Annotated in this window: 8 protein-coding genes; 2 read left to right on the top strand and 6 right to left on the bottom strand. The window is 71.9% G+C overall.

Features of this window, described 5'->3' with window-relative positions:
• Both AB0D32_RS30280 and AB0D32_RS30275 read right to left on the bottom strand, forming a co-directional pair.
• On the bottom strand, positions 1 to 1,082 hold a 1,082-nt coding region (locus tag AB0D32_RS30280), incomplete at its 3' end, for a 6-phosphofructokinase (protein WP_357097524.1).
• A 232-nt stretch (positions 1,083 to 1,314) separates the two neighbouring features.
• A complete protein-coding gene (locus AB0D32_RS30275) occupies positions 1,315 to 1,812 on the bottom strand; it encodes a polyadenylate-specific 3'-exoribonuclease AS (protein ID WP_357097532.1) in 498 nt (165 codons plus the stop codon).
• 373 nt (positions 1,813 to 2,185) lie between these two features.
• Between AB0D32_RS30275 and AB0D32_RS30270 the strand changes: the two genes are divergently transcribed.
• Complete coding sequence (locus AB0D32_RS30270; protein WP_357097522.1) at positions 2,186 to 2,878, top strand: Crp/Fnr family transcriptional regulator; 693 nt, start codon at positions 2,186 to 2,188, stop codon at positions 2,876 to 2,878.
• 54 nt (positions 2,879 to 2,932) lie between these two features.
• Here AB0D32_RS30270 and AB0D32_RS30265 read toward each other — a convergent pair whose 3' ends face one another.
• Positions 2,933 to 3,145, bottom strand: a complete 213-nt coding sequence (locus AB0D32_RS30265) for a hypothetical protein (protein WP_357097520.1) — start codon at positions 3,143 to 3,145, stop codon at positions 2,933 to 2,935.
• A 164-nt stretch (positions 3,146 to 3,309) separates the two neighbouring features.
• Between AB0D32_RS30265 and AB0D32_RS30260 the strand changes: the two genes are divergently transcribed.
• Positions 3,310 to 6,873 (top strand): adenylate/guanylate cyclase domain-containing protein, encoded by a 3,564-nt coding sequence (locus AB0D32_RS30260; protein WP_357097518.1) that lies wholly within the window; start codon positions 3,310 to 3,312, stop codon positions 6,871 to 6,873.
• Positions 6,874 to 7,075: 202 nt separating this feature from the next.
• On the opposite strand, the gene AB0D32_RS30255 is transcribed toward AB0D32_RS30260, so the two are convergent.
• The 3 genes from AB0D32_RS30255 to AB0D32_RS30245 form a co-directional block, all read right to left on the bottom strand.
• Positions 7,076 to 7,777, bottom strand: a complete 702-nt coding sequence (locus AB0D32_RS30255) for a lysophospholipid acyltransferase family protein (RefSeq protein WP_357097516.1) — start codon at positions 7,775 to 7,777, stop codon at positions 7,076 to 7,078.
• Positions 7,778 to 8,006: 229 nt separating this feature from the next.
• Complete coding sequence (locus tag AB0D32_RS30250) at positions 8,007 to 8,189, bottom strand: hypothetical protein (RefSeq protein ID WP_357097512.1); 183 nt, start codon at positions 8,187 to 8,189, stop codon at positions 8,007 to 8,009.
• Between the two features lie 32 nt (positions 8,190 to 8,221).
• Complete coding sequence (locus AB0D32_RS30245) at positions 8,222 to 15,730, bottom strand: LamG-like jellyroll fold domain-containing protein (RefSeq protein ID WP_357097510.1); 7,509 nt, start codon at positions 15,728 to 15,730, stop codon at positions 8,222 to 8,224.
• Between the last annotated feature and the right edge of the window lie 69 nt (positions 15,731 to 15,799).

The following is a 15,799-nucleotide window of genomic DNA, read 5'->3' as shown; positions in this document are numbered from 1 at the left end:
CGGCCTGCGCCTTCGCCCGCGACGGCAACCGGCCGTACGACTGCGCGACCGCGACAGCTGCCGAAGAAGACCTCGGCCTCGGCGTACCGCTCCAGCGGCACGGTCTTCAGCTCACGGGTGGCTTCCTCCAGCGGAACGCGGACGATGTCCGTGCTCTGCATGGCGACCATCTTGCCCCAGTCGCCCTCGTGGACCGCGTCGATCGCGTGGAGGCCGAGCCGGGTGGCGAGCACCCGGTCGAAGGCGCTCGGGGTGCCGCCGCGCTGGATGTGCCCGAGCACGACCGTGCGGGCCTCCTTGCCGGTCTTGGCCTCCAGTTGCTCGGCGAGCCACTGGCCGATGCCGCCGAGGCGGACGTGGCCGAACGCGTCGAGCTCCTGGTTGTGCAGGACCATCTGGCCGTCCATCGGCTGGGCGCCCTCGGCGACGACCACTATGGGGGCGTACTGGTGCTGGAAGCGCTTCTCGACGTAGCCGGCGACCTGCTCGACGTCGAACTTCCGCTCGGGGAGCAGGATCACGTTGGCGCCGCCGGCCAGGCCGGCGTGCAGGGCGATCCAGCCGGCGTGCCGGCCCATCACCTCGACCACCAGGGTGCGGTGGTGGCTCTCGGCGGTGGTGTGCAGCCGGTCGATCGCCTCCATCGCGATGTTGACGGCGGTGTCGAAGCCGAACGTGTAGTCGGTGGCGCCGAGGTCGTTGTCGATCGTCTTCGGCACGCCGATCACGTGGACGCCGAGCTCGTGCAGCTTGGTGGCCACGCCGAGGGTGTCCTCGCCGCCGATCGCGATGAGCGCGTCCACGCCCTGCGCGGCGAGGTTCTCCTTGATCCGCTCGACGCCGTTCTCGATCTTGAAGGGGTTGGTCCGGGACGAGCCGAGGATGGTGCCGCCGCGCGGCAGGATGCCGCGGACCTCAGCGATGCCGAGCGGGCGGGACAGGCCCTCCAGCGGGCCCTTCCAGCCGTCCCGGAAACCCACGAACTCGTGGCCGTAGCTGGCGACGCCCTTGCGGACCACCGCCCGGATGACCGCGTTGAGACCTGGGCAGTCGCCGCCGCCGGTGAGCACGCCGATACGCATGATCTGCTCATCCTCCTGGGAGCATCAGGTGAAGCCCGATTTGCCCCAGGATATGTGTCGAATCAAGACCATCGGCGCCGTTGCCGGCCCGGGGCGGGCCGTCAGTGCGACTGTAGCCGCCGCGGGAGTACGCCAACACCGCGCCCCGGGCCGGTCCCACCGCACCGGCGACCTACCGGCCAGTAGCTGACCTCGGCGTTCGTGCCGGTGCCCGGAGCAGACGCGGCCAGGCCTACGAACCGGTCATCGCCCGCCACCGGGCCAGGTTGTGTCGGGCGTCGACCAGCGCGTCATGGCGCGCCGCGTCGGCGTCCGGCAGCGACGGCCGGCCCCGGTCGTCCCAGAGCTGGCGCAGGTCCTTGGTGAACCGGGGGATCTCCCGGGGCAGCGCCGGCATCGCGCCCCACAACTGCGCCAGGGCGACATGGTCGTACGCGGCGTACCAGGCCCAGAGCTCCAACTGCTCGCCCGGACGGTCGCGGACCGGCTCGACGAGGAAGTCGTACAGCTCGTCGCGGATGCGCTCCCGGGAACGCCAGGCGCGGTTCGCCGGGGAGGGCAACTTGTCGAGCACGTTGCGGCGCACCCAGGGCACGGCCCGCGAGTCGTCGAACTCGGTCGAGACGGCGTAGAACTCGCGGCCGTACTCGTCGACGACGCCGATCGACACCAGGTCGACGAGCCGGCCGTCCTCGATGAACTCGCAGTCGTAGAAGTAGCGGTAGACCATCACCCGCCATCCTCGCCCACGACCGTCGCGCCCCGGCGACCGGGGCGGACGTGACGCGACGACGCGCCCGAGGCGGACGCGAGGGTGGTCCCGCCCCCCGCGCCCGCCGACCACGCGCAGCGGCGCGACCGGACCCGTCCCGACCCCCCGGGGCACCCCCCGCCGCGGGACGGATCCGTCTCCCACCATGCCGGTCGCCGCAGCTCGGGAGTGTCACGGAAGTGATTTGAGGGGTGTACAGCAAGCGACTGGAGCGTCATGATCTGATGTGTACCGCTACCGGACGCCGAACCGGTGTCAGTTCACCTCGTCGAGGGCCTTCAGGTTCACCCGGTGAGCGAGTTGTGGTCCTTGACCGGGGAGGGGTTGGGCCGTGGAGATGCGCCTACCGGAGCCGGGTGACGCGCTGACGGGTGTGGAGATGTTCGCCGGACTGGAGCCGGAGGTCCGGCAGCGGGTGATCGCCGCGGCGGTCCCCCGGACGTACCGCAAGGGTCAGCTGCTCTTCGTCGAGAACGACCCCGGCGAGTCACTCATCGTGCTGCGCCGGGGTGCGGTCGCGGTCTTCCGCACCGCGCCGACCGGCGAGCGAGCGGTGCTGTCGGTCATCCGTCCGCCCGACGTGCTGGGCGAGGTCTCCCTGCTCGACGCCTCCACCCGGTCCGCCTCGGCGGAGGCGATCGAGGACTGCGCGGCGCTCGCGCTGTCCCGGGGCGCGTTCATGGAGCTGGTGCACTCCAACCCGCGCATCCTCGACGCGGTGATGCGCTCGCTCGGCGGGCTGATCCGCAGGCTGACCGAGCAGAACGCCGACCACGTCTTCCTGGACCTGCCCGGCCGGGTGGCCAAGACCCTGGTGCGGCTCGCCGGCGAGAGCCAGGCCCCGATGATCACCATCGAGCTCAACCAGAGCCAGCTCGCGGAGATGGCCGGCGGCTCGCGGCAGAGCGTCAACCAGGCGATCGGGTCGTTCGCCAACCGCGGCTGGCTGCGCACCGAGGGCCGGCGGATCGTGGTCACCGACGTGGCGGCGCTGCGCCGCCGCGCCGGCATGAACGAACGCTGAGGCGTACGCGAGAAAGGGCCGGAGCTGCTGCTCCGGCCCTTCGTGCGTGGGGTGTCAGGGAGTGTTGCTGCCCGGCCCGACCCAGTTGGTGCTGCCCGGCCCGACCCACTCCGTGCCGTCCTTGCCGCCGCCGCCCGACTGCTCGCTGACGATCCCCTGCGCCTGCAACGCGGCCAGCGTGGCGGCGTCCACGTCGACGGAGTCGCCCGCGAGGTGGCTCACCCCGCTACCGTCGGTCCAGTCGCTCTGCAACATCACGTACACCATCGGGAAATCCCCCTGTGGTCAATGGTCGACAATCAGCCGCCTGACTGTAACCGCCGGACCGGCCGGTGGACTGTCCACAAGCCAACAGCCCGGTACCCGACAGCTGGACATACGGCGATACTGGCACCTGAACGGTGCCGATCCCGGCGCCGGCGGGACCACCAGTGGAGGGTGTCATCGCCACGCAGTGTGACCGCTGTGGACGCACGGCTGCCGCGGGCGACCGATTCTGCGGCGGCTGCGGCAACGAGCTGGGCGCCGTCTGTCCGCACTGCCTCCGGCCGCTCGCCCGGGATGTGGCGTTCTGCACCTCCTGCGGCGCGGCCAGGCCGGGCACCGAGCGGCAGCCGGCCTCGCAGGAGGACCGCCGCCGGGTCAGTGTGCTCTTCGTCGACCTGATCGACTTCACCCCGTACGTCGAGCGGGCCGACCCGGAGCTGGTCCGCGGCATGCAGACCGGGTTCTTCTCGGCCGCCCGCCGCGTCGTCGGCCAGTACGGCGGGGTGGTGGAGAAGTACATCGGCGACGCGGTGATGGCCCTGTTCGGGGCGCCCGTGGCGACCGAGACCGACGCGCTGCGCTGCGTCCGGGCCGGCCTGGAGCTGCAACGGGTGCTGACCCGCTTCACCCCCACCGGCGCGGACGCGCTGCGCTTCCGGGTCGGGGTGGCCACCGGCGAGGCGCTGGTCGACGTGGCCGCCGCCCGCGACGGCGGCCAGGCGATCGTGGCCGGCGACGTGGTCAACACCGCCTCCCGGATGCAGTCCGTCGCGCCGCCGGGCGGGGTGCTGGTCTGCGGCGTGACGCATGCCCTCACCCGCGACGCCATCCGCTACGAGGAACAGCCGCCGGTCACCCTGCGCGGGCGGTCGACGACGACCGAGGTGTGGCTGGCCCTGTCCCCCGTCCGTCGACAACCGACCGACCGGCAGCCGGACACCACGCCGCTGATCGACCGGGAACACGAGCTGGGGATGCTGGTCAACGCCCTGCACCGGTCGCTGCGCGACCGGCGCCCCCAGGTGGTGACCGTGTTCGGCCGGGCCGGGCTGGGCAAGAGCCGGCTGGTACGGGAGCTGTACCGGCACGTGGACCGGCTGGTCGAGGAGCCGCTGACCTGGCGGATCGGGCGGTGCCCGCCGTTCGGCGAGAACGTGACGTTCGCGGCGCTGGCCGACATCGTCAAGTCCGAGGCCGGCATCCTGGACACCGACCCCGCCTCCAGCGCCGCCCAGCGGCTCGCGTCGGCCGTCGGCGAGCTGGTCGGTCCGGGCGAGCGGCAACGCCTCGTCGACGCCCTGCGGCCGCTCGTGGGCCTGCCGGGGACCCCGCTGCCGGCCGAGGAAACCGAGTCGGCGTGGCGGCGCTTCCTGCTGGCTCTGGCCGCGCGCCGGCCGACCGTGCTGGTCTTCGAGGACCTGCACTGGGCCGACGACGCGATGCTGCGCTTCGTGGAGCTGCTCGGCACCGCCGCCCGGGACGTGCCGCTGCTGCTGCTCTGCACCGCCCGCCCGGAACTGGTCGACCGCGACCCGAGCTGGGCGGGGACGATCACCGGCTCGGTGACCATAACCCTGCCCCCGCTGCGTGACACGGGCATCGCCGCGCTCTACGCCCACATGTTCGGCCGGGCGGCCTTCTCCGCCGACATGCTCACCCCGCTGATCGAGGTGGCCGGCGGCAACCCGCTCTACGCCCACGAGTACGTCCGGATGCTGATCGAGCAGGGCGCGCTGCGCCAGTCCGGGCGGGGCTGGTCGCTGGAGAAGCACCTCGACCTGCCGATGCCGGAGAGCGTGCACGCCGTCATCGCCAACCGCATCGACCTGCTCGACGCCAAGGAACGCACGGTGCTGCTGGCCGCCGCCGTGGTCGGCGTGCAGTTCTGGCCGGGGGCCGTGGCCGCCGCGCTCGGGCAGCCCGTCGAGTCGGTGGAACGCGCGCTGCGCCGGCTGGAACAGCGCGACTTCGTGCACGAGCAGGCCGCCTCGACGATGGCCGGGCAGCCGGAGTACCGGTTCCGGCACGTGCTGGTGCGCGACGTCTGCTACCAGCGGCTGCCCCGTACCGAGCGGGTGGCGCGGCACGAGCGGACGGCACAGTGGCTGGACATGCTCTCCCAGAGCCGGGACACCGACCTGGCGGAAGTGCTGGCCCACCACCGGTGGGCGGCCCACGAGATCGCCCGGACGCTGGGCATGGAGATCGGTCGGTTCGCCGGAGCCGCCCGCGCCGCACTGCACCGGGCGGCCCGTCGGGCGTACGCGCTGCACAGCCTCGACGTGGCGGCGAGCCACGCCGGCCGCGCACTCGGGCTGGCCGACGACTCCGACCCGCTCGACCGGCTCCAACTGGAGCTGCTCAGCACGGAGATATCGTTCTACCGGGACGGCAACGCCTTCCTCTCCGGCGGCGGCCCCGAGCAGGTGCAGGCGCTCGCCGACCGGCTGCTGGCGCACGACGACGACGCCTGCGCGGCGCGCGCCTGGACGCTGCTCGGTCAGACCGCGTGGCTGCGCGCCGACCGGGCCGCCGCGCTGGCCTGCCTGGACCGGGCCGTCCAGCTCTTCGCCCCGCTGCCGGACAGCCCCCAGAAGGCGGACGCCTACGCCGAAATGGGCCGGCTGCACATGCTGAACTACGAGCGCGACCCGGCGGTCGCCGCGGCCGAACGGGCGGCGGAGATCGGCGAGCGGCTCGGGCTGACCGAGACCCGCACCAACGCCCGGATCACCTCGGCCATCGCCCGCTACCAGGCGGGCGACCGGTCCGGCCTGGACGATCTGCACAACATCGTCGAGCTCAGCCGCGCCGGCCAGCTGATCGCCCTGCCCCGGGCCATGCAGAACCTCGCCTACGCCGTCTGCGAGGAGGGCGACTGGCTGCGTTCGGACGCCCTGCTCACGTCGTCGCCGACCCGCAAGGCCAGCGGGCAGACGCTGACCACGAGCTACTCGGCGGAGGCGATGCGCGCCTGGTTCGAGGGCGACTTCGACCGGCTGCTGGCCGCCGCCGAGGCGTTCGTGGACACCCCGACCGGCAGCTGGGACATGCAGGTCCGCGGCCTGCGCTCCTGCCTGCTGGTGCTACGGGGCGAGCGGGTACCACCGGCCCGCTCCCACTCCGACGCCGACGCCGCCGCCACGTTCAGCGACGACGTGGCGGCGGCGCTCGACGCCGCCCGACGCAGCGGCTTCCACCGACCGCACTGGACGATGCTGGGAATGGGCGCGCTCTGCCGGGCCCTGCAGGGGCGGCGGGAAGAGGCGACGGCGCTGATCGACGAGCTGGCCGAGTCCTGGTCGGCGGTGCCCGCCATAGCCAGCGGCGAGTGGATCGCCGCGGCCGGGTACGCGGCCAGCCTCGCCGGACGGGAGGCGGCGGCACAGGTACGCGCGATGCTGGACCGGGTGGGTCACCGCACGCCCTGGTCGGAGGCGGCGCGGCGGACGGTGACCGGCGCGCTGGCCTCCGCCGACGGCGACCACCGACGGGCCGCCGAGCTGCACCTGGCGGGCGCCGAGATCTACGCCGGCATCCCGGACGTGACCGACCGCATGCTGGCGCTCACCTTCGCGGCGGTCGAGCTGGAGCACGCCGGCGAGCCGACGGCAGGCCGCCCGGAACTGGCCGAACTCCGCACCTTCGCCCTACGCAACAACGCCCCCGCCCTACTCGACCTGGCCCGCCCCCCAAAAACCCCCACCAACCCGGCCCTAGCCTGCTAACCCCACTCCCCGCCCTCCCCACCCCCTCCCCCGCACCCCGCCCCTCCCTCGTCCCCTCCCCCTCCCCCTTCGCGCGTCGATCTTGCACTTTCTGCCCCGACGAATGCGACGAATGCCGCAAAGCCAGGGCCACAGGTGCAAGATCGACGCGCAGGGGGTGGGGCGGGGCGAGGGGGCGGGGGGGGTGGGGTGGGGAGGGGGGTTAGGCCGGGAGGGGTTCGCGGGGGGTGGGGGGTGGGGCCTTGGCTTTTTGGGCGTAGGTGTCGACGTATTCGCGGCCGGAGAGTTCCATCAGCTCGTACATGATCTCGTCGGTCACCGCGCGCTCGACGAACCGGTCACCAGCCAACCCCGCGTAGCGCGAGAAGTCGAGTGGCGGGCCGAACCGGATCCGCACCCGGGCGATCTTGGGGATCAGCTTGCCGGGCGGCTGGATCTCGTCGGCGTTGAGCATCGCCGTCGGGACCACCAGGGCGCCGCTCTCCAGGGCCAGCCGGGCCACGCCGGTCTTGCCCCGGTAGAGCCGCCCGTCCGGCGACCGGGTGCCCTCGGGATAGATGCCGGCGATGCCGCCACCGCGCAGCACCCGCAGTTGGGTGTCCAGGGCAGCCCTGGCCGCCTGGCCGCCCGAACGGTCGACCGGGATGGTGCCGGAGCCGACGAAGAACATCTTCGTCAGCCAACCCTTGACGCCCTTGCCGGTGAAGTACTCGGCCTTGGCGATGAACGTCACCCGCCGCTTCACGACCAGCGGCGTGAAGATCGAGTCGGAGAAGGAAAGGTGGTTGCTGGCGAGGATCACCGGGCCGGTCGCCGGTACGTGGTGCAGGCCCTCCACCTGCGGGCGGAAGATCAGCCTCAGCAGCGGCCCGAGGATGACGTACTTCAGCAGCCAGTACAGCACCGGCGTCCTTTCCCGTGGTGTGCCCCGCGACGGCGCCCGCGCCCGGGAGCGCTGCCGTCGCCGACGAGCCTACGGAGCACGGACCTTCCGCCACAACGGACGATCGATCATCTTAGGCACGCGCACGGTCCCGCGTGCTGTCCGTTGTCCGCGCACGGAACTGGTCGTGCGGCCGGGCAGGTGCCCGGCCGCACGACCAGTTTCCAGATCCGCTCGGCGTGGCCCGCTGTCAGGCGTCCGGCCCCTGCTCCGGTCTCGGCGAATGCCGCCGCCGCTGGATCAACGCGGCGAGGTCCCGCAGGAAGACGACGAGCAGCCCGACACTGACGGGCACCGCGACCCAGGCACGCCAACCTCCCTCACTCACGATGTCAGGCAGCAGGATCACGGTGAAGAGGAGCATGAGCCCCAACACCGACAGCCTTCGCCCCGAGTCACCCAACTTCACCACTTCCAACTCCGCCTGTAGGACTTCTGCCTGCACGACGTTCGTGACAAGCCTCTGGTCCACTTGCCCAGCACCCCGCAGAACGTGTTCCAGGGCTTCACCGCCCAGTCACGCGTACGGTCCCGCCAGAAGCGTCCTGCGGTCTTCAGATTGTCCCAGTCGCCACCGATGCTCGACTGCCAGAGTGCCCCACCCACCCTGGGCACCGCGCGCTTACCGCAGTTCTTCCAGTTCGACCGGCAGTTGTTCCAGCTGCGCTTGGTGAACCGCTTCTTTGCCTTCCAGGCGGCCTTGCCGAACCGGTAGGTGAACCGGCCCGCCTTATACGCCGGGCCGCCGGGGATCACCCAGGCCGCCAGGGCGATGTGCGAGTGGAGCGACTCCCGGTAGCTACCGGACGGACGGCACGAGGAACTTATGAGCCACTTCCAGGTCCGGCAACTGCGCCCGTCCAGGTCCTGGGAGTTGATCGGGTCGCCGCAGACGTACTCGTACGCGTTGCAGCTGCCTCCGGTCACCGGGTCGGTCGTCGTGAACCGCCCGAGGTCAGGGAGGTACAGCCGGACACCCATGAGAACGGCGTCACCGAGGGCGTCACCCGACCTCTGCTTGCCGCCCAGCCAGCCGTACCGCAGGTCCGCCTGCCCGATGGAGGGGTTACCGAACTCGTCGTAGTCGAACAACTCCGGTTCGGTCAGGGCGGGATCGATGACGGCGGCGATGTCCCCGTGCAGGTTGGTCAACTGGAGGAAGACGCCGCCGCTCGCCGCGGTGGTCGCCACCAGATCGCCGTCCGGGCCGGACACGTTGCGGGTCAGTTCGCCGGAGACCGTGTCCTCGACGATCCACCGGGGCTCGTCGGAGTCGTCGTCGTAGTGGTTGACCGTCGACTTCGGGCTCGTCCAGGTGCCCCCGACGAGAACCTCGCTGAGGTGGCCGCGGAAGCGGTGCGCCGGGTCCAGTGTCCACGTGCGCCTGGTGTCCCCGACCTGCTGGGCTCGCATCAGGTTGTTGGTGTGGTAGGTCGTGGTGAGGTCGCCCGCCATGGCGGTCGTACGCCCGAACTCGTCGTAGACGTAGCCGGAGTCGGTCAGCCGGTCCGCGCTGTCGTAGGAGTGCGTCACGTGCTCGGTGGTCGCGGTCTCCTGACAGTCACCGGCTGAGTCCGGGCCGTGAGTCCAGCGGTCGGTCCGGTTGGCCCGGCCGTCGTAGGCGTACCGGCGGGTGACGCAGCCGTCGGTCATCGCGCTGTCGTGCTGCGTACGCACCAGGCGCCCGAGCCGGTCGTACCGGTGGACCTTGCTTCCTCCGGTGTAGGTGTGGTTCACCCACTGGCTGGCGCTGTTCTCGACCACGGACTCCGAGAAGACCACCACCGCGTCGGAGTCCCGCGTGTAGGTCCGCTCGACCGGTTGCAGATTGGCGTCCAGCCGGTCCCTCCGCGTCAGTCCGCCCGGATAGCCGAGTTCGGTAAGCTGCCCGTCAGCCGAGTACTTCGCGGAGAACGTGCCGGCGATGCTGTCCGTGACGCTCGTGAGCAGACCTCTCGGCTCCGCCGCACGGTCGTAGACGTAGGTCGAGTGACCGGTCGGGTCCGACGTCTTCACCGTCTTGCCGAAGCGGTCGTACTCGGTGGCCGTCGTGGCGCCGTCCGCGTCGGTGTAGGCCACGACCCGCCCCAGGCTGTCGTGCTCCCGAACGATCTCCGCGCCGCCCATGCTGGTTCGCGTGACGACCCCGGAAACCGGATCGTAGGTGGTCGTGGTCGCCTCGATCGCGACACCAGAATCGGAGTCGATCTCGGCACGGGTGACCCGGTCGGCGGCGTCGTACCGGGTGGTGAGGGTACGCGTCTTCCCGCCTGCCGTCTCGGTGACCACCGCCTCCTTGCCGGCCCGGCTGTAGGACACGACATGCCGGACCGGCAGCGCGTCCGCCATCCGCAACGGGTCGTGTCCGGTGACGGGGCCGGCGGCCCGCGTGACGCAGATCAGGCCCGCCCACTCGGGACGGTTGCCGCACAGCGTGCTCTCCGGGTTCACGCCCGCGGTGTAGTAGAGGGTCTCGGTGGCCCGCGCGTCGGAGCCCGACGAACCGATCCCCACCGACTTGACGGCCCGACCCGCCGCGTCGTAGACGGTGCCCGAGCTGAGGTTCTCGCCGCCCGGTCCGGCGTCCGTCGTCTCCATGGTCGGCTTCTTCAGCGTCCAGCCGGAGACGCCGCCGTGCTCGGCGCCGTAGCCCCTGCGGGTGGTCCGGGTGTCGGCGTCGGGATAGCCGACGACCTGCACACCCTTGGTCTCGCTGGTCAACAGGTGGTATTTGGCGCCGTCCGGCTTGTTCTCGTCGTACTTGTTGACGGTGTGGGCCCGGCCGATGACGGTGGCGCCGGCCGGGAGGGCCTCCAGGGAGCCACTCCCGTCGGGGTCGGCCACCGGGTTCTCCAGCACCGTCGTCGAGGTCGGACCGAGCGTTTCCAGCAGGTCGACCCCGTCCGAGCTGTAGGTGCTGACGGTGGACAGGGCGAGCGCCCGGGTCGCTGTGTCCGAGCCGGCCAGGCCCAGCTCGGCGAGAGAGGCGTCAGCACCCGGCAGGGTGCCCAGGGCCAACGCTCGATCGGTGGCCTCCAGCGTCCGGATGACGTTGCCGAACCGGTCGTACTCCTGGGTGTCGATGTGGCCGCCGGGAGCAGCGGTGTTGACCTCCTTGCCCCCGGCGGAGAGGTAGTGGACGGTCGCGTACTGGTAGCCGCTGGTGCCCGGCGCCGCCGGAGTGGCGCTGCTGCGGCCCGGGTCGTCCTCCGGACCGAACACGGCGGTCGCGTCCGTGGGCAGGTCGACCTGGCCCCAGGTGGTGATGGCCGCGCTGTCGAGGTTGTACGGGCCGCCGGCGCCCTGGGTGAGCGGCACGTTGTAGACGACGGTGGTGGCGATCTCCCCGTCGGTGGCCGTCTTCGAGCCCTGCTGGAGGGCGGCCCGGCGTACCTTCAGCAGCTTGCCGGCGTTCTCGTCGCCGGCCAGGTCGGCGACCTGGGCGTCGGTGAGCGCCTTGCCGTAGATGCGGACGTCGTCGATGCCGCCGTGCCAGATGTTCGAGGCGGCGCCGGCCCACCTGGCCCGGCCGACGACGTATCCGCCGGTGGCGTTCCAGCCGCCCACCGCGGCGGTGGTGGTCTGGAGGACGCCGTCGATGTAGAGCTTCATGCGGCCACTGGCGGTGTCGTAGACGCCGGTCAGGTGCGTCCACTTGCCGAGCACGGGGGCGGTGTTCGAGGTGGCCCGGATCGGGGTCGCGGTGTCGCTGTCGGCGCTGACGCGGGAGAACGCCCAGCGGTCGTCGGCGGCTACGTAGTTGAGGAAGAACCCGCTGGTCCGCGACCCTTCCTTGGAGACGGCGGTCCGGTTCACCGACTTGTCGGTCAACCGCACCCAGGCGGAGACGGTGTAGGAGGACGTGTTGGACAGTGCCGTGCCGGCCACGCTGACCTGTTGGCCGGTGCCGCCGGTCAGCGCCGCGGCCCGGTCGGCCGGGTTGTCCGGGTCGTTGCCCTGCGCCCAGTACACGCCGGAGGCCATGGTGCCGTTACGACCGCCACCCGAGGAGTCGGCGACGCTCGTGCCGGAGCCGGCGTCGAGGTCCCAGCGCAGGGCGGCGGAGTCGACGTCGGGATTGCCGTGGTCGAAGTGCCAGGGCAGTTCCCCGGCCGGCGTGATCTTGGTGATCCGTCCACCGGCGTACTCGTAGGTCGTCTTCAGTGCCGGGCTGATCCGCGGGTCCCACACCTCGCGGAGCTGGCCCAGGTTGTCGTACGTGTACCGGGCGATGTGGGTGGCGGTCACCGTGGAGGTGTCCGGGTCCCACGCCCACAGCTTCACGCCGGAGACCCGGTCGGTGTGGTCACCGAAGACGCTCTGGCTCAGCCCCGGGGCGGTCGACGTGGCGTACTCGTACTCCAGCACCTCGCAGCCGCGTGCCGGGGTCGCCGTGGTGCAGTCGCCCACGCCCGGCTCGACCGGGTTGATGACCTTCTTGAGCAGCAGACGGCTGCCGGTGGTGTCGTACACGTACCGGGAGGTGGTGTCCGACTCGGCCGTCCACGACGAGGTGGCCGCCCACACGCCGCCCTGCTGGGTGAACTCGGTGACCGTACCGTCCACCTCGGTGAGCCGGTACGCGGTGCTGCCCACCTTGCTCAGCACCGTCCCCTCGGCGCCCGGCTCCGGGGCGAAGGTCGTGCCGTCGGGGTTCTTGGCGAAGGTGATCCAACCGCCGTCGATGGTGTCGACCTGCGCCAACGACGGCTCGGGGAACGTGACCGTGGTGTAGTCGACGTCCGCCGCGCCGCCGGTGGCGCCACCGGTCCAGGACGGGCCGAACGGGGCGACGATCTCGGTGACGGAGAGATTGTCCCAGTAGACCTTGCGGCCGGAGCCGCCCTGCATGCCGTTGTAGAGCCGGAAGAACGCCTCGGTGGCTCCGGCCGGGACAGCCATGTCGACCGAGAGTTCCTGCCAGCCGTCGGTGTAGCCGGCCATCTGGGAGACGACCTCGGTGTACGCGGTGCCCACCTTGTGGAAGCCGACGATCCGCAGCCCCCGCTCGGTGTACGCGGGCACCAGGCCGGTGGCGGCCGGCACGTAGATCCAGCCGGTCATCCGGTACGTCTTGCCGGGGGTCATACCCAGCCGCAGCGCGCCGCCGTCGCCGCCGACCGCGACGTAGGTGTCGTTGCTGGTCGTGGTCACCGGGGTGATCTCCAGCGAGTCCGCCGGCGCGGTCTCGCCCTGCCCCCGGGCGGTGGAGCGTACCGCCGAGGAGGTGCTCGGCACGGTGAAGCCGGTCAGGTCGGTCGACACCTGCTGCTGGTTGGCCGTGAGGCGCTGCGCCATCGGCTGGTAGCCGTCGGCGGGGTCACGCGACGAGGCCGAGCGGGAGACCGACAGGCCCAGCTCGTCGGCGTCGCTGGCGGAGAGGGCGTAGTCGCCGGTGAGCAGATTGACCGAGCCGGGGCCGGCCTCGTCCGCGGCGGCGCCGTCGCCGCTGGAGTCGACGCTCACCCGCACCCAGGGGATCGTGTAGGCGGGCGTGGTGCCGGTCGCCGTGTAGAGGTGCGCCCGCACCTCGACGACGCCGCCGATCAGGCCGAGCGTGTCGGTGGCGTTCCAGATCGCGTACCCGCCCAGCGACGACAGCGCGACCGGGCTGGCCGCCGTGGCGGTGATCGGTGCGCCGGTGCCCGAGGTGAGGTTCGCCGACGGCACCGGCAGGGTCGCCCCGCCGGGGCCCCGCCGGTACTCGAAGTAGGCCCGGGTGTAGCCGGTGACCGGGGTGGTGATCCGCAGCTTGGTGCGCTTGACGATGGTCGCGCCGGGCAGCGGCTCGGCGAGGGCGGCGTCCCCGGCGTCGAAGACGTACTGGTTGGGGTTGGACAGGTTGCCGGCGGAGTCCTTGGCCTGGACGGTCAGGGTGCGGTGGCCGTCGCGCGGCGCGAGGGTCACCGACTTCGCGCCGGTCGCGGCGACGGTGGTCGCCGTCGTGTCGTAGTCGAACTTGTAGACGAACGCGGCGAGGTCGGCCGTGCCGCTCGCCGGGGTGAAGGTGAACGTGTCGGGCTGGCTGGCGCCGCCGTGCGGCTGCCCGTCGTCGAGGTAGATCGTCGCCGAGACGAACGGCACGCCGGGCTTCTCGGTGTCGACGGTCAGCGGAGTCCACGCCGTCCAGGCGCCGTGGTTCCAGGGGTCCTTGGCCCGGACCTGCCACTCGTACTGGGTGCCGTCGACCAGGTCCACCGGCACCTGCCAGGAGGCTGTCGAGCCGTTGGTCCAGGCAGGGCTGCCGGAACGCAGGCCGGATGAGCTGACCACCGCCTGGGTGACCTTGTCGCGTACCACGAACTCGGCCTGCAGCGTCTGCCCGGCGTTCGCGTCGGCGAGCTTCGCCGACAGCGCCGGGCGCAGCGAGGAGGTCCGCGCCCCGGAGCCGCACGAGGTGTAGCAGGGGGCGACGGCGAGCGCGGTCGGCGCCGACGGCGCGCTGTTGTAGGTGATGGTCACCAGCGGCGGGCGGCTGCCCTCCGCCGAGTCGAACCGCTTCCAGCCGGACGTCGAGGTCTCCGAGGTGGCCCGCAGCATCACGCTGGCGCTGGTCGCGTTGGTGTCCGCGCTGTGCTGGAGCGCGCCGCCGACCTCCACGTAGACGTATCCGTCGCCGCAGGACGAGCTGTAGCCGCGGGTCTCGGTCGAGGTGCCCACCTTCGCCCGCGCGGTGGGCTGGTTGGTCCACCGCACCGACGAGTCGACGTGGTCGGTGCGCCACGCCTCCCAGGAGGCCGCGGTGCACGACCACGAGTGGTCGTTCCACAGCCGCAGCTTCGCGGTGATGATCCGGCTACCACCGAAGCCGGTGGTGTTGAACCGCAGGTACGACCGGGCGGTGAACGATCCGCCGTCGTTGGAGTAGCCCAGCTTGAGGTCGCCGGACCCGGACTGGTCGCTGGAGTAGGTGTTCTGCACGAAGGCGTCGAACGACGGCGACAGCGACGTCGGCGGGTCGATGGTCACCGGGAAGGTGAGATCCGGCCGGGCGAGGAAGCCCGCGTCGGGGGTCAACTCCATGAGCGTCCGGCCCTTGCCGGCGGGACGCGTCCGCAGCGCGACCGGGGCGTGGTTGACGTGCTCGCCGGAGAGCGGGGCGATCTTCGCGTCCCACATCAGCGGCGTCTGCGCCCGCCCCACCTGCCGGCCGCGGGCGTTCTTGAGCACCAGCCCGCCCATGCCGTCGCGGGCAGCCGTCAGCTCTCCGGTGCGCAGCGGCAGCTTCAGCGTGCGGACGTGCGCCAGGCCCGCCCGGTCCTTGACCACCACGTGCTGCTCGTAACCGGTGGCGTGTGCGTGGAAGACCAGGTCGACGCCGGGCCGCACGTCCGGGTAGGTGACCGTCCGCCCGGACAGCACCGGCTCGGGCAGCGGGCCGGGCCAGGCGACAACGGCACGCTCGGCGCCGGTCCCGAGGGAGGCGACCTCGTGTTCGCCGGCGCCGGGCGCGGCACCGGCGAAGGTGAGGCCGCGAGGGTGCGCCTTCGGTGCGACGACGCCGTCGGCCCGCCGCTGGAGGGTGAGGTCGACGGGCACCCAGGTGTTGCCCTGGCGTACCCGGACCGGCGCGAGCGCCTGCTCCTCGGTGAGCGTGCCGTCCGGGTTCGCGAACACCTGCGTCGTCTCGGAGCGCCGGTTCGCCACCTCCACGCGCGCGCCGCAGAGCCGGGCCGCCACCGCCGCGGAGGCCTCGTCCGCGCGGTCGGCCGGGCAGGCGGTCTTCGGCTGCGCCGCCGGCTCCGGCTGCACCGCCGAGGCGGGCCGTTCCATCCGCATCGGCACGTCGGACATGGTCGCCGCCAGGACGACCGTCAACAGCAGGGCGATCCGCCCTGCCCAGCGCGCGACCACCCCGCTCGCCAGGGCGACGAACACCCCGGTCCCCTCGTGTTCCTCCACCGCAGCCCCCATTCTCACGACGAAAGTCGGCGCAGCATAGGAACGTCCGGTGTGGATGATCAATGTCTTGACAGTCGGTCA

The organism is Micromonospora sp. NPDC048170, from assembly GCF_040652795.1.
Classification (GTDB): Bacteria; Actinomycetota; Actinomycetes; order Mycobacteriales; family Micromonosporaceae; genus Micromonospora.
This window is presented reverse-complemented; position numbering and strand designations above follow the sequence as displayed.

Bases quoted from the DNA above. Each gene is read 5' to 3' on its own strand.
- AB0D32_RS30275 (WP_357097532.1), bottom strand. From the start codon at position 1,812: ATGGTCTACCGCTACTTCTACGACTGCGAGTTCATCGAGGACGGCCGG.
- AB0D32_RS30265 (WP_357097520.1), bottom strand. From the start codon at position 3,145: ATGGTGTACGTGATGTTGCAGAGCGACTGGACCGACGGTAGCGGGGTG.
- AB0D32_RS30245 (WP_357097510.1), bottom strand. From the start codon at position 15,730: ATGGGGGCTGCGGTGGAGGAACACGAGGGGACCGGGGTGTTCGTCGCC.